Here is a 14109-nt window from a genome sequence, read left to right as displayed (position 1 = left end):
GAAAGCGGAAAGCGGAAAGCGGAAAGCGGAAAGCGGAAAGCGGAAAGCGGAAGATAACTAAACCGCAGAAAGCGATCTACGGCTTAATATAGATCGGATATCTATCAGATTGCTTGATAAATTATCCCGGGCTGACAATGAATCATCTGATATTTATCAGATAAACCTGACAAAAACTCTGATGCTCCCAAAATCAGATAACCTCCAGGTTTTAACACCGAATGCATCTTAGTTAGAATTTCAGTTTTTTTCTCACTGGAGAAGTAAATCAACACATTACGACAAAAGATAACATCGAACTGACCCAGCGCAGAATACTGGCCTAACAGATTAATGCTTTGAAAACGCACACGCGCTTTAATATCAGGCTTAACAACCCAGCTACCACCGGCAGTCTCACTAAAATGCTGAACTAAGCGATCCTGAGAAAGCCCTCTACCAATCGCTAACATCTCATACTCACCACGTCGAGCTTGGGCTAATACCTGCGTAGATATATCGGTGGCAACAATCTCTTCTGATAACAACTTACCCGGAGTTTTCTTTTTAAACTCATCAAACGTCATGCTGATGGAATATGGTTCTTGTCCGGTAGAACATGCAGCCGACCAGATACGTATTTTTGAACCTGATCCACGACTTAATAGCTCAGGTAAAATACGATCTCTAAGAATATCAAACGGATGTACATCTCTAAACCATAACGTTTCATTCGTCGTCATCGCATCAATAACTTGCTCACGCAATTTCATTGAAGCGGGGCTCTGAAGTTTAGTAATCAGGTCTTTTAAACTAAGACAGTTTTGCTCTTGAACGATTTTGCCCAACCGGCTTTGAACTAGGTATTGCTTATGTTTAGCCAGCAATATACCGCTCGTCTCTTCAAGAAAGCGACTAAATAGTTCGAAATCAGAATCCGTAATAGCAAAACCAGCCCGAGGCGTAATACTCATGAAGAGTAGGCACTCCTATTCAACATGCGCTGCTACTTTGTTTCAACTTGATGAATACGTTGCACAACCGCTGTCGCCAAATCATCAGGGTTAAATTTGGCAAGAAAGCCATCAGCCCCAACTTTTTTAACCATTGATACGTTAAAACCACCGGATAGGGATGTATGTAAAACAACATGCATAGTTTTCATACGCTCATCATCACGGATCATAGAAGTTAAGGTATAACCGTCCATTTCAGGCATTTCTATATCTGAAATAACCATCAAAAAATGAGTCGTAACATCAATCCCACGATCGGCCAAATCACATAAGAAATCCCATGCCTGGCGACCATTATTACAAGCTGTAACTTTAATCCCTAGACCTTCCAAACTACGCTTCATTTGGTTACGCGCAACCGAAGAGTCATCAGTTATAAGTATCTGGTACTCTTTGGCCTTTTCACGAAGCTGATCATCAGCTACCTCTTTACTTACCTCTGTAGGCATAGGGTAAAGATCAGCAAGAATCTGCTCAACATCTAAGATCTCTATCAGTCGATCTTCGTGCTCAAAAATAGCTGTCAGATAGTTTTCTACACCTATTTCTGTTGGTGGAGCCATAATCTGATCCCACTGCGTATTCAGAATACGATCTACTTGGCGCACTAAAAATGCCAATGTACGACGATTGTACTCAGCGACAATCAAAAAACAGTCGCGACGTTGATCTTTAGGTACAGACTCACGCCCAATCGCTTCTGACAGATCCAATACAGGAATTGTCTCACCACGAATATGTGCCATCCCTTTAATCGCAGAAGTCTGTCTAGGGACCTCTGTAAGTTTTGGGCACTGTAAAACTTCTCGTACTTTAAACACATTAATGCCGTACTGCTGATCGCTTTCCAAAGCGAACAATAATAGTTCGAGCCTATTCTGGCCCACCATCTGAGTACGTAGGTTTACACTATCTAGGATACCTGACATGATCTAACAATCCCGTAGAGATTAAATCAATTCTATTTTTATATTACACACAAATACGCCACCCTGAATATTGATGACACAACGTGAATACTTATAATTTAACACGACTTTTCCTACTAACCACTTTTCTTTTGTCACCCTTACAGCTTTTTGCTGCTGGTGAAGCAGAAAAACTTGAGCAGTCGGCTGAACATTACCTCTATGAACACTACAGCAACATAGGGACTGGCACACGTGTAGAGATCAAACTTAACCCGATTAGCAGAAAAATCAAACTAAAAACCTGCTTAGCCCCTTATGAATTTCAAACACCAAAAGGCAGCGGCAGTCGCATCACCCTAAAAGCACGCTGCCCATCACCTCTTTGGCAGCTATTCATAACAGCAGAAGTAAAAGAATTTGATATAGCTGTAGTCGCACAATCTAGTTTAGCCCGCGGAACCTATATCAGCATGCAAGATATAAAACTTAAAGAGGTTGAGATAACCTCCTTAAGATCGGTATATTTTACCAAACTCCAAGATATTATAGGCTGGACAAGTAAAAGAAGCATCGCCGCCGATACAGTAATAACCACATCAATGCTCAAAGCACCTTTAGCTGTATCTAAAGGTGACGCGCTTATTATCGAAGCCAAGCTTAATGGCGTAAGTATCCGAACATCAGGCACTGCCCTCGAAAGCGGAACACTAGGAGAACAGATCAAAGTCAGAAATGACCGTTCAGGTGTGATGGTTAAAGCTAAAATAATCCAAGCGGGTTTAGTACAAGTCCCTTAGCCTCACTCCCAAGTAGATTGGCCATAATTCAACTGCTATACTGCATCTATAACACCACAAGAAAATAATTTAATTTTTTCTTAAAGTTCTATTAAGAGCCGCCGATAAGCTTGTTCAGATACAGTACAGAGGACGGATAAATGATTAATGATCTCACGAGCCTGTCATCATCACAGACGGCAAGCACTCGTGCACGGACTAATGAGCAAGGTAACGCTGCCAAAAATGGCAACGGTGCAGTTGCCCAGCAGCCCCCGTCCAATAAAGGTGATACAGTCAATCTCAGCAATGCAGCACAGTTACTGCAGAATGTTGACAAGCAACTGTCTGACACACCTGATGTGGACAATGAACGTGTCGAGCGAATCAAACAGGAAATAGAAAGTGGTAGCTATCAGATTAACGCTGAACGCGTAGCTGAAAAGATGCTTAACTTTGATAACCTACTTTAAAGCAATGACATGACTGAGCAACAAATAACAGAACTTAATACCCTGCTAGAGCAGGGTATTTTGCTTTTAGAATCACTCAGCTCTATTTACGACAAAGAGCTTGAAGCTCTGAGCAGCAAAGACATCGATCGCTTGAGTGATACCACTCAGGAAAAAATGGCGCTGCTCAATAGCTTCCATAATTTCACCCTCGAACGCGTAGAATTACTGAAATCTTTCGGTTATAACATCGAAGCGGGTGATTATGGACTCCCCGGAGACACGGAAGAAGACAGCCCACTTTTATCGCAAGCAGCTGAACACTACGTGCTTATCAAGCAGTATTTGAAAGAGTTACAACATAAAAATAAGCGTAACGAGCAAGCGATTCACCGCAGTCAACAAAATGTAACCCAGTTACTAGCCATTGTGCGCGGACAGAAAAAACAGGATCAGCTCTACACTAAAGCAGGCAGCTCTGGACTTTATAAAGCCCAAAACAGGATAGGCAAAGCCTAAACCATCCTAATACCACGCCTAGCTAGTGACTCTTCATAGAATTAGCGCTAGAATCTCGCAGAATTTCACACCTACTTCAGTCCCAGTAGCTCAGTAGGATAGAGCGGTCCCCTCCTAAGGGACAGGCCAGGGGTTCGAATCCTCTCTGGGACACCATTCCTTTAAAATATCTTAAAAACAATAAGTTAAATAAAATTAACTTTTAAATGTCAGCTTATTTACCAATACAAACAAGCTGACCTATACGGTCGCATACGCCACATAAGACAGCATAATGCTTTAACACCACACATCTGAATCAACCTCAAAGCCGTCAAAACATATTCAGTACTACCACACTTCAGAATATTCTCCGATGCAATAAAACCGTATATTTTGACTAATTAGAGCGTGATTAAAACCTTAAAACTCAGACACTTCCTGTGTAGGAATGATGATCTAAATTAATTTAGGCATAGGACTATAAATTTCATAAGATTATCGAGGAAAACCAACATCGTTCGTCCTTGAACCTTGGCATGAACAGGGTGAAATCTACTATTTAATACAACACTACCAATTCGCTACATGCAGTAAAATCTTTATAGATTACTTTTCACCCTTCTGACATATCGATTAGACAATCAAATAATTACTTACCCATGTTCCAACTATGTACTTGTAACTTCCACTCACCCGCTTCATTGAGCTTTGAAACCAAAGTCACTACACCACCAAAAGTTGGAATTACACCATCTTGTGCTTGCCCAGATGCTTGCCAATTCGAAACTTGATACAAAACATTACCTTCGCGTTCAATCTCAATTATTGAGATTTTATGGCTATGAACGCCACCATCAATAAATCCTTTAAATAGTTCAGCAATCGCTTGCTGCCCTTTTAAAACTTGACCATTACCTGGTGAGATCACTGCTTGCTCATTATAAAGTTGCGTAAGTGCAGAAAGGTCGCCTTTATTGAATAAGTTGCTCTGCTAACTGTCGATTATCAAGGTTAGATTCGGCAAAAGTTAAACCAGAAACAGATAAGATCACTGCAGCAATACAGCTTTTAACTAAAACTTGTATATTCATAATTATCCACATAAGTTGATTAAAAAAACTAAGTAGATATTATTATCTTCAGCAAACCCATATCAGTCCAATATGGAAATGTAATCATTTGATACCTAAATTATATCAATTCAACTTCGATTTACGCCAACTCCGTTATTTCTGGGTAATTGCCAATTGCTTGAGCTTTCGTAAAGCAGCCGAAGAGCTTCACGTGGCCCAACCAGCGCTATCTCGTCAAATAGCACAACTAGAAGAAAGCCTAAACTGCCAATTGTTTGATAGACAAAGAAGACAAATAAAACTCACCAATGCCGGTCAGTATTTATATGAATCCTTGCCAAGTATATTTGATCACATTAACACCATTACAATGCGAACTAACTCTATTGGTCATGGCAAAATAAATAAACTAAAGCTTGGTTATTCCAGTGCAGTCATGTCCGGCTTTCTACCCAGTATCATACAAAAATTGAATACTGAATTAACTAATTGCGAGTATGAATTTGTAGAAACAACATCAGATAAGTTAATTCGGAGCGTCATTGATGAAAGCCTAGATGCAGCGTTCATTTTGTACCGTCCTGACAATGAATTACTTGATACAATTCCTATCAAAGCCGATGAGACTGGGGTAGTTTTGCCCGATTTTCACCCTCTTACACAGAAAAGTGAAGTAACATTTAGCGACCTAATAGAAGAGACTTTAATTTTATTTCCACGAGATACCAACCCCACCCTGTACGATGAAATCATTGGTCAATGTCACAAAGCAGGGTTTAGCCCTAAGAAAATTATTGAAGCCACTCCTCGTTCAGTGGCCATTGCTATGGTCGCGGCAGGTCAAGGTATAGCAACGTTAGCCGCTCCACTAAAGCATACATGTGTCACAGGGACGGTGTTTAGACCATTACCCAAAGCAGAGCTAATGGTGAAATATAGCTGCATTTCATTGAAACAACGCAACAATCAATCGCTGGAGGTATTAAAAAACTATATTTTTTCTGATTTACAATAGCGCTAAACGTTTATCGCCTTACTTTCAGATAACTGACCTCTGCAGCCTCCAATGAGCTCCTAAGTCTGCCATAAACGCTCTTCTTACAGTCGCCCTATAATCATCTTATTCATGACCGCAGCTTCGGCATAGCAGCCTCGTAGTAATACGCACCATTCTTATTTACAAAAAAATTAGCGTATAAGGTTCCCCAAAGATCCATCAGGTATCTTACCTACCCCTTCTTCTAAGTAGTGTTGCAATCGGTGGTATTTATCTTTCTCAACGCCATCAGAAACCAATCGGCTCGATAATTTTAAATAACGCTCTACCATTTTTAAGCGCTCTGCACGCTTATCTACGGTGTCTCTCGCCGACTCAAGAAAAAGCTGAGCCAAGTTGAGCAACGCATTAACGTTAGTCGTGTCATACTCGGTCGCTAAACCAAAATATTTGAGGGCTTGAGGCATTTTACCTGAGAGGTAATGCTTAACACCTAAGCGATTCACTTTGACACTCATCTCAGGATCATGTTTTTTACTGACCACCGGTGCTGCACGCTTCGTCTTCTCAGGCTCGATCAGCGGTACAGCATCACCCATTACATTGAGCAATTCACGTTCTAAGTTTAACGGTGTGGATAGCTCCGAATTAGCTCTCTGGGCATCACGTGTGCATTTATTTGCCGCTTCAGTATCACCAAGTTGGTTATACAGCTCACTTTTCAGCAATGACGCTTTTACTTTTAACAGATGATCTTCAGGAAAGGTTTTATAAGCCTGTTCAATTATGCTTTCAAACTCATTATGAAGCCCTACTTCTGCGTTTCCTTCAGCAGCAGAGAGTTCTATTCGCTTTACATTTGCTAGGCGTAAATAAGGTTCTGGCGACTTATAACAACTATGCCGGCCTAATGCGATCGACTTTTTATAAGCACCTCCAGCGAGGTCGAGCTTTTTCGTTTGAGTAGCTAAGCGCCCCAACTCCATTTGACGCGGAATACCCAATGGCGAGCGTTGAGTGGCTTCATTCACTGTTTCACAAGCTAACTCAAGATCACCATTTTTCTCATGACTAGAAGCCAAAAGGTCGTAAGCAACAATAAATAAAGGATATTCACTAATCAGCTCATTTAACAAACGCTGTGCTTCTTGAATATCATCTTGCGCTAGAAGAGCCTGAGCCCAACACAGGCCCGCATCTTTATCATGACCTTTCCAATAGAGTTTTTCTGCAATTTTGGCAGCTTCCTGCGGTTTACCAAACTGGGTTAATAAACGCGATAAGATTAACTGTGCTTCATCATATTCGGCATCATAACTAGCAAAGTTATTTTTGCAGTAATTTATGGCCGTAGGGTAATCACCGATCTCAAGTGCATCATCAATAGGCTTAAAAATAGTTTTACGAAACAATATGCTATCTAATCGATGCTTAAGCTCATCGATAGAGAAAGGCTTCATAATAAGCTCGTCGGGGCGGCTATCAATTGCATGTAAAATGACTTCTTGCGACGAATCGCTGGTCATAAAAACCCAGCAGGCACTTGGTTTGATATAACCAAGATAGCGGCACTCTTCAAGAATCTGAATACCGGCCACACTATCATTTACATTATGGCCAAGCAGAATAACATCGTAGTTATTTTCGGATATTTCGGATAGAACTCGCTCATTAATAGTGATCGCTTTAAGGTTCACTACACCTAAGCTTCTTAGCATATAGAAGATTGTTGCACGCATGTTGCCACTACTTTCAATCAGCAACACTTGTTTGTCAGAATAATCTACCTTAGCCACTCAACCATCCGCGATAAAGTTACATATATGTATGCAGTATAAAAGCGGAGGCCTCAAGACAAAAGCCTTTACTGAAAACAAAAAAAAGCACCAAGCGTAGGGTGAAACACTTGGTGCCAAGACAGTTCTATGCTGTGTTGACTATCCTATAGGGAGAACAACTAAACGCGAATGACCCAGATCAAGAAAAACCGCTCCCACTAAGCGTAATCTGGGGGTATTGATACAATATGATGAGATCTTCATCTACAGGTTTCAGGTACACTACATAAAAACATATAAAAATAGATACTTATGACTACAGCATTTATCACACATGATGATTGTGGCTTACATAATATGGGGCCAGAGCATCCAGAGAGTCCTATTCGCCTTGTCGCCATTAAGAAAGTACTGGAAAAAACAGGGCTGATGCAAGAACTTGAACAGATTCAATCTGTTCACGTTCTCCCTGAGCAGATCCAATTAGCTCATGCCCATCTCCATCAAAAACGTTTAGAAATGAAACTTCCGGAACAAGGTATTATCTATACTGATGAAGATACTGCCCTATGCCCAGACTCATTACATGCGGCAAGCTTAGCAGCCGGATCAGCCATATTAGCCACAAACAGGGTAATTGCAGGCAAAGCTCAAAACGCATTCTGCGCTGTACGTCCGCCAGGGCATCATGCAGAGCATAATAATCCTATGGGATTCTGCTTTTACAACAATGCGGCAATTGCTGCCATGCATGCTTTACAGCAGCCAGATATAGAACGCGTGGCTATCTTTGATTTTGACGTCCATCAAGGAAACGGGACCGTTGATATATTTAAAGACAAACCAGAAGTATTAGTGTGCTCGACCTTTCAGCACCCTTTCTATCCCAAACGCTATAGCGATATCCAGCGGGACAATATCATAAACTGCCCTATGGAAGCCCATAGTGATGGTATGGTATTCCGTAAATTGGTTGAATCAAGGTGGCTACCTGCGATACAAGCACATAAGCCCGATATGATCATCATCTCCGCAGGTTTTGATGCTCACCATGAAGACCCAATGGCAGATATAAAGCTAAATGAAGAGGATTATCGCTGGGTCACTCAATTTTTGATGGATGCGGCAAAGACTTATAGTAAGAACCGCATAGTATCTATTTTAGAGGGCGGTTATAACCCAATATCGCTCGCCTTTAGTGTACAAGCTCATATCGAAGTTCTGTCCGGACATTAAATCCAAGTTCAACAAAAAAGGCTGCCAATTGGCAGCCTTTTTTAATCACTTACTAAGCTTAACTTACAAACTTAATCATCACACCCGCAGCAACTGCAGATCCAATTACACCCGCTACGTTTGGCCCCATAGCATGCATCAAAAGGAAGTTTTGAGGGTTCGACTCAAGACCAATCTTATTTGATACACGTGCAGCCATAGGTACAGCCGATACACCGGCTGAGCCAATCAGTGGATTAATAGCGTTACCGCCTGCCATTTTATTCATGATCTTAGCCATGATAACACCGCAAGCCGTACCAATACCGAATGCAACAATACCTAAGCAGAGGATACCTAGTGTCTGTAGATCCAAAAACTTATCCGCAGATAGTTTAGATCCGACTGACAACCCTAAGAAGATCGTTACGATATTGATCAGTGCATTTTGCGCAGTATCGCTCAAGCGATCCACTACACCACACTCACGCATTAAGTTACCAAAACAGAACATACCCAATAACGGAGCAGCATCTGGCAATAACAATGCAACCAAGATAAGCAGCAAGATCGGGAAGAGTATCTTCTCTATTTTGCCAACATGACGTAACTGATGCATCGCGATTTTACGCTCTGCTTCCGTCGTCAATGCTCTCATGATTGGCGGCTGAATAAGAGGAACAAGCGCCATATAGGAGTATGCAGCTACGGCAATTGCACCGAGCAAATGAGGAGCAAGCAAGCTCGTTACATAGATAGCCGTTGGTCCATCAGCACCACCGATGATACCAATAGCAGCGGCTTCCTGAATGTTAAAGTCCATAACACCCACCGCTGTCAGGCCAACAGCCCCTAATACAGTTGCAAAGATACCAAATTGCGCAGCAGCACCTAAGAACAGTGTTTTAGGGTTAGCCAACAAGGGACCAAAATCGGTCATGGCCCCTACGCCCATAAAGATCAGCAATGGTGCGGCACCGGAAGCAATAGCAACCGTATAGAAGTTATACAACATACCGTTGTTATAACCGCTATCTTGAGCCGCATAAACTGCAGCCGTATGCTCAGCAGCTGATGATCCATGATAAGCATGGAGAATCTCATGAGGGTCTGTACTAGCTATGTTGAGCGCACCCGCAAGCGAGTTCAACACTTCAGGTACAGCAAAATGCACTGCGTTTTCAACTGCAGAATAAGCAAGTCCCGCTTCAGGGATGTTTGCCATAATGCCGCCAAAACCGATAGGCACAAGCAACAAAGGCTCAAAATTCTTTCGGATGGCTAGAAACAATAGCAACAAGCCAACCAAAATCATGATGAACTGGCCGCCCGTGATATTGTAAATACCTGAGGCTGTAAACAGTTGGGTTAACTTTTCCATCAGAATACCTTAAGCCAGTGTCAGCAAGGAATCGCCAACCTGAACAGCGTCACCTTCGCTTACGTCGATAGTCACAATCGTACCTGCGCGTGCTGCACGTACTTCCGTTTCCATTTTCATCGCTTCTAGGATAACAAGTACATCACCCTCTTGAACCGCTTGACCTGCAGACACTTCAACTTTCCAAATGTTACCCGCTAGCGGTGCTGGCACATCTTCACCTTCACCCGCTGGTGCAGGAGCAGCAGCTGGCGCAGCAGATGCAGGTGCTACAGCAGAGATATCTCCGCCTTCAGCCACTTGTACAACGTAGTTCTGACCGTTAACAGTGATTGTGTAAACTTCTGATCCAGATTTCTTAGGTGCAGACATCGCTAGTGCGTCCTCTAATGTAGGTACAGGTTCAAATGCATCAGGGTTATTACGATTTTCAAGGAATTTCAGGCCAATCTGTGGGAATAACGCATAGGTTAGAACATCATCAATCTCGTTCTCACCAGTCGTTAGGTTGATGCCTTTTTCAGTTGCTAGATTTTTCAACTCAGCAACCAATTTATCCATTTCGGGCTCAAGCAGATCCGCTGGACGACAGGTAATTTCTTCTCCGCCATCTAGAACACGGGCCTGAAGTTCTGCATTGTATGATGAAGGAGCTGCACCATACTCACCTTTAAGAATACCTTGAACTTCTTTAGAAATTGTTTTGTAACGCTCGCCCATAAGGACGTTAATCACCGCTTGCGTACCTACGATTTGAGACGTTGGTGTTACTAGCGGAATCCAGCCTAGATCTTCACGTACTCGTGGAATCTCTGCCAATACATCATCAAACTTATCAGCAGCGCCTTGCTCTTTCAGCTGGCCTTCCATATTAGTCAACATGCCACCAGGCACTTGAGCAACAAGAATACGAGAGTCAGTACCGCGCAAAGAACCTTCAAATTTAGCGTACTTCTTCCGCACTTCACGGAAGTAAGCTGCTATCTCTTCAAGTTGAAGCAGATCAAGGCCGGTATCACGATCTGTACCAGCTAACGCAGCAACTACAGACTCTGTAGCTGTATGACCATAAGTCATCGACATAGAAGAGATCGCTGTATCAACACGGTCGATACCCGCTTCTACTGCCTTCAGGATTGTCATATCTGACAGACCTGATGTAGCGTGTGCGTGCAACTGAACTTCTAGATCAGTTTGCGCCTTAAGACGAGAAACCAGATCAAATGCATCATATGGCGTCAAGATACCTGACATATCTTTGATCGCTATAGAGTCAGCGCCTTTGTCTTCCAGCGTTTTAGCATATTCAACCCACATATCAGTGGTATGAACAGGGCTTTTCGTGAAAGAGATTGTGCCTTGAGCATGCTTACCAGTTGCCTTAACAGCTTTAATCGCTGTTTCAAGGTTACGTGGATCGTTCATCGCATCAAAGATACGGAACACATCAACACCGTTGGTTGCAGCACGCTCAACGAATTTATTTACAACATCATCAGCGTAATGACGGTAACCGAGTAGGTTCTGTCCACGCAGAAGCATCTGCTGTTTAGTATTTGGCATTGCCTGCTTTAGCAGACGGATACGCTCCCACGGATCTTCTCCGATAAAGCGAATACATGAGTCAAATGTTGCGCCGCCCCAGCTTTCTAGGGACCAAAAGCCTACTTTATCCAGCTTTTCCGCGATCGGCAGCATATCTTCAACTCGCATACGCGTAGCAAAAAGTGACTGATGTGCGTCACGTAGAACTACGTCGGTAATACCAAGTGGTTTCTTAGCGTCGGTCATGGGTAATGGCCTTCTGTCGATTAATGCAGATTATTCTTTATTTATCCGTTCTTTGTTTATGAACGGTATTTATGAACAGCAGCTGTCATTACAGCTATCAACTCATCATTACTAGCCGTAGCAGCTGTTGGTGCAGCTTTTTTTGCTTTCGGCTTAGCAGGTGCTTCTGGGAAATACTTGCTAACTACTTTTGACATTCCCGAAGTCGTGAATACCAACAAAGTTAGAAATACAAATACGAATCCCATACCAAAGGCCATTAATTCTAGGCCTTCTGATAGCAGATTTTCCATCTTATGGATGCTCCTGTACTTATCGAAACCCATTCGCTTAGTAAGCGACTTTTGATCCGTTTATAATTTATAAACGTTCACTAGCGAATGCACTGGTTGCAAATGGACCACAATTAAACCCGAAAAGTCTATTTCTGGCAATAAATTGAGGTCAAAATTCATCTAATTGACGGCATAATACCCAAAAACATAGGCACACTGCCGCTTAAACTAAAAAACGACCCTATGATTCGGCTACACCTGGGCGGTACACTTTTACGTTACTAAAGCCCCGCTCTTGCATCTGATGGGCATGCATCTGACTCATCACACCTTTCTCACAGTATAGTAGATAATCTTTGTCTTCAGAAAAGCCATCTGCCGCGGCGGATAGAGCAAAAAAGGGCACCAATTGAATTTCACATCCAGGAATATTCAAGGGTTTCTTTTCCTGTTCATGGGGCGCACGAATATCAACAACAACTTGATTAGCACCTACGTTGGTTAAGGCCTCAACTTCCGCATGAATATTTACGTCTTCAATAATCTCGTCGATACTAATAACCTGACGACGTTCCAAGGCCCTTTCTAACACCTCGTAGTCAAAATCTAACTCTTCTTTCTCGACTCGATCTTTCTTAGCGCAGGTCGTCGGACGATCAGAAATAACTCCACAATACTCAGGCATATTTTTCGCAAAATCATAAGCACCGATTTCACGCGTAATATCGATAATATCTTGCTTATCCATTGTTATCAGAGGCCTTACTACCAGCTTCTCTGTCGCAGCATCAATGATCGCCAAGTTAGGTAACGTCTGACTCGACACTTGGGCAATACTTTCGCCTGTTACTAAAGCATCGATCCCCATACGATCAGAGACCTGCTCACCTACTCTCATCATCATCCGTTTAAGGACAACACCCATATGAGAATGGTGCACAGATTGAAGAATCTCGCCTACAACTTCATCAAAAGGAACGGTAATAAATTTAACCCGCGCAGATGAGCCATAACGCTGCCATAAATATAGGGCCACTTGCTTTACGCCAATCTCATGCGCATGCCCACCCAAGTTAAAGAAAAGGAAATGGGTCTTACAGCCACGTCGCATTGACATGTAACTGGCAACAATAGAATCAAAACCACCTGAGATTAACGATAAGGTGGCCTCTTGAGTTCCTAACGGAAAACCGCCTAAACCTTTATAGGTATTTGTAACTACATGCAGCTTGTCATTACGAATTTCTAAATCCACATAAAGATCAGGCTTATGTACATCGACTCCAAGCGCCTCTGAATGCTGATTTAAGCCCCCCCCTACATAACGCTCAACATCAATGGAACGGAACTCATGCTTGCCTGAGCGCTTCACACGCACCTTAAACGTTTTACCTCTCAGCTCATCAGCATAAATTGCGTGTGCTTTTTCGTATATATCGTGAAAATCACCCAATGGATACTCTGTCACTTCCACAAAACTATGAATACCCGGCGTACGCTGCATAATATCAACGACTTGCGCCACGATCTCGGCACTAGCCCCCTCACACACAACATCGAGCTTATCCCAGTGGCCGCGCACTTTAATCTGCTCGTCAACACGACGCATCATATTCTGCAGATTACTCTGTAATCGCTGAATCAAACGTTTGCGTACCGGACGGCTTTTAATAGTAATTTCTGGAAATAAACGAATAGAGAACTTCATAGCGGGGAGCTCAACAATATAAAGGAATATGAATGGTTATTATAAAACGAAGGGATATACATATACAGCTTAGGTTTAGATGGCGCGCCCGAGAGGATTCGAACCTCTGACCGCCTGGTTCGTAGCCAGGTACTCTATCCAGCTGAGCTACGGGCGCATATCTGAAATATTTTTTGAAGTGGCGCGCCCGAGAGGATTCGAACCTCTGACCGCCTGGTTCGTAGCCAGGTACTCTATCCAGCTGAGCTACGGGCGC

The 14109-nt window shown here is 42.7% G+C and carries 13 protein-coding genes and 3 tRNA genes; 6 read left to right on the top strand and 10 right to left on the bottom strand.

The genetic code is table 11. From position 1 onward, the window contains the following. Positions 1-104 precede the first annotated feature (104 nt). Entirely contained in the window at positions 105-953 is an 849-nt protein-coding gene (locus tag Q4492_RS14705; protein ID WP_303419507.1) for a protein-glutamate O-methyltransferase CheR, read from the bottom strand. A 32-nt stretch (positions 954-985) separates the two neighbouring features. Then, a complete protein-coding gene (locus Q4492_RS14700) occupies positions 986-1924 on the bottom strand; it encodes a chemotaxis protein CheV (RefSeq protein ID WP_303419504.1) in 939 nt (312 codons plus the stop codon). An 83-nt stretch (positions 1925-2007) separates the two neighbouring features. On the opposite strand from Q4492_RS14700, the gene flgA reads away from it, so the two are divergent. The 4 genes from flgA to Q4492_RS14680 all read left to right on the top strand — a co-directional run bounded on the left by flgA (position 2008) and on the right by Q4492_RS14680 (position 3809). Then, on the top strand, positions 2008-2703 hold the full coding sequence (flgA, locus tag Q4492_RS14695) for a flagellar basal body P-ring formation chaperone FlgA (protein ID WP_303419501.1): 696 nt from the start codon (positions 2008-2010) through the stop codon (positions 2701-2703). Between the two features lie 140 nt (positions 2704-2843). Further along, positions 2844-3155, top strand: coding sequence for a flagellar biosynthesis anti-sigma factor FlgM (gene flgM / locus Q4492_RS14690; RefSeq protein ID WP_067867153.1), 312 nt, complete (start codon positions 2844-2846; stop codon positions 3153-3155). 9 nt (positions 3156-3164) lie between these two features. Further along, positions 3165-3653: a flagella synthesis protein FlgN gene (locus tag Q4492_RS14685; RefSeq protein WP_303419497.1), complete on the top strand. Its 489-nt coding sequence runs from the start codon at positions 3165-3167 to the stop codon at positions 3651-3653. A 79-nt stretch (positions 3654-3732) separates the two neighbouring features. Then, positions 3733-3809, top strand: a tRNA-Arg gene (locus Q4492_RS14680). Positions 3810-4284: 475 nt separating this feature from the next. Here the strand turns inward: Q4492_RS14680 and Q4492_RS14675 are convergent. Continuing rightward, positions 4285-4563, bottom strand: a complete 279-nt coding sequence (locus Q4492_RS14675) for a hypothetical protein (RefSeq protein WP_303419494.1) — start codon at positions 4561-4563, stop codon at positions 4285-4287. Positions 4564-4814: 251 nt separating this feature from the next. On the opposite strand from Q4492_RS14675, the gene Q4492_RS14670 reads away from it, so the two are divergent. Further along, complete coding sequence (locus tag Q4492_RS14670; protein WP_303419491.1) at positions 4815-5723, top strand: LysR family transcriptional regulator; 909 nt, start codon at positions 4815-4817, stop codon at positions 5721-5723. Between the two features lie 173 nt (positions 5724-5896). On the opposite strand, the gene Q4492_RS14665 is transcribed toward Q4492_RS14670, so the two are convergent. After that, complete coding sequence (locus tag Q4492_RS14665; RefSeq protein ID WP_303419488.1) at positions 5897-7501, bottom strand: tetratricopeptide repeat protein; 1605 nt, start codon at positions 7499-7501, stop codon at positions 5897-5899. A 294-nt stretch (positions 7502-7795) separates the two neighbouring features. Here Q4492_RS14665 and Q4492_RS14660 point away from each other — a divergent pair, with 294 nt between their 5' ends. Next, positions 7796-8719 (top strand): histone deacetylase family protein, encoded by a 924-nt coding sequence (locus Q4492_RS14660; RefSeq protein WP_303419486.1) that lies wholly within the window; start codon positions 7796-7798, stop codon positions 8717-8719. Positions 8720-8777: 58 nt separating this feature from the next. On the opposite strand, the gene Q4492_RS14655 is transcribed toward Q4492_RS14660, so the two are convergent. From Q4492_RS14655 to Q4492_RS14630, 6 genes are all read right to left on the bottom strand, one after another. After that, complete coding sequence (locus Q4492_RS14655) at positions 8778-10079, bottom strand: sodium ion-translocating decarboxylase subunit beta (RefSeq protein WP_303419483.1); 1302 nt, start codon at positions 10077-10079, stop codon at positions 8778-8780. Positions 10080-10088: 9 nt separating this feature from the next. Next, on the bottom strand, positions 10089-11870 hold the full coding sequence (oadA, locus tag Q4492_RS14650; protein ID WP_303419479.1) for a sodium-extruding oxaloacetate decarboxylase subunit alpha: 1782 nt from the start codon (positions 11868-11870) through the stop codon (positions 10089-10091). A 56-nt stretch (positions 11871-11926) separates the two neighbouring features. Continuing rightward, positions 11927-12163: an OadG family protein gene (locus Q4492_RS14645; protein ID WP_303419476.1), complete on the bottom strand. Its 237-nt coding sequence runs from the start codon at positions 12161-12163 to the stop codon at positions 11927-11929. A gap of 223 nt (positions 12164-12386) precedes the next feature. Further along, on the bottom strand, positions 12387-13853 hold the full coding sequence (thiI, locus tag Q4492_RS14640; RefSeq protein ID WP_303419473.1) for a tRNA uracil 4-sulfurtransferase ThiI: 1467 nt from the start codon (positions 13851-13853) through the stop codon (positions 12387-12389). A gap of 80 nt (positions 13854-13933) precedes the next feature. Continuing rightward, a tRNA-Arg gene (locus Q4492_RS14635) sits at positions 13934-14010 on the bottom strand. A gap of 22 nt (positions 14011-14032) precedes the next feature. Then, positions 14033-14109: transfer RNA gene (locus tag Q4492_RS14630), tRNA-Arg, on the bottom strand.

The organism is Neptuniibacter sp. 1_MG-2023 (assembly GCF_030547185.1).
Taxonomy (GTDB): Bacteria; Pseudomonadota; Gammaproteobacteria; order Pseudomonadales; family Balneatricaceae; genus Neptuniibacter.
The sequence above is the reverse complement of the archived record's forward strand: the minus strand, read 5'-3'. Positions and strand labels throughout refer to the sequence as shown.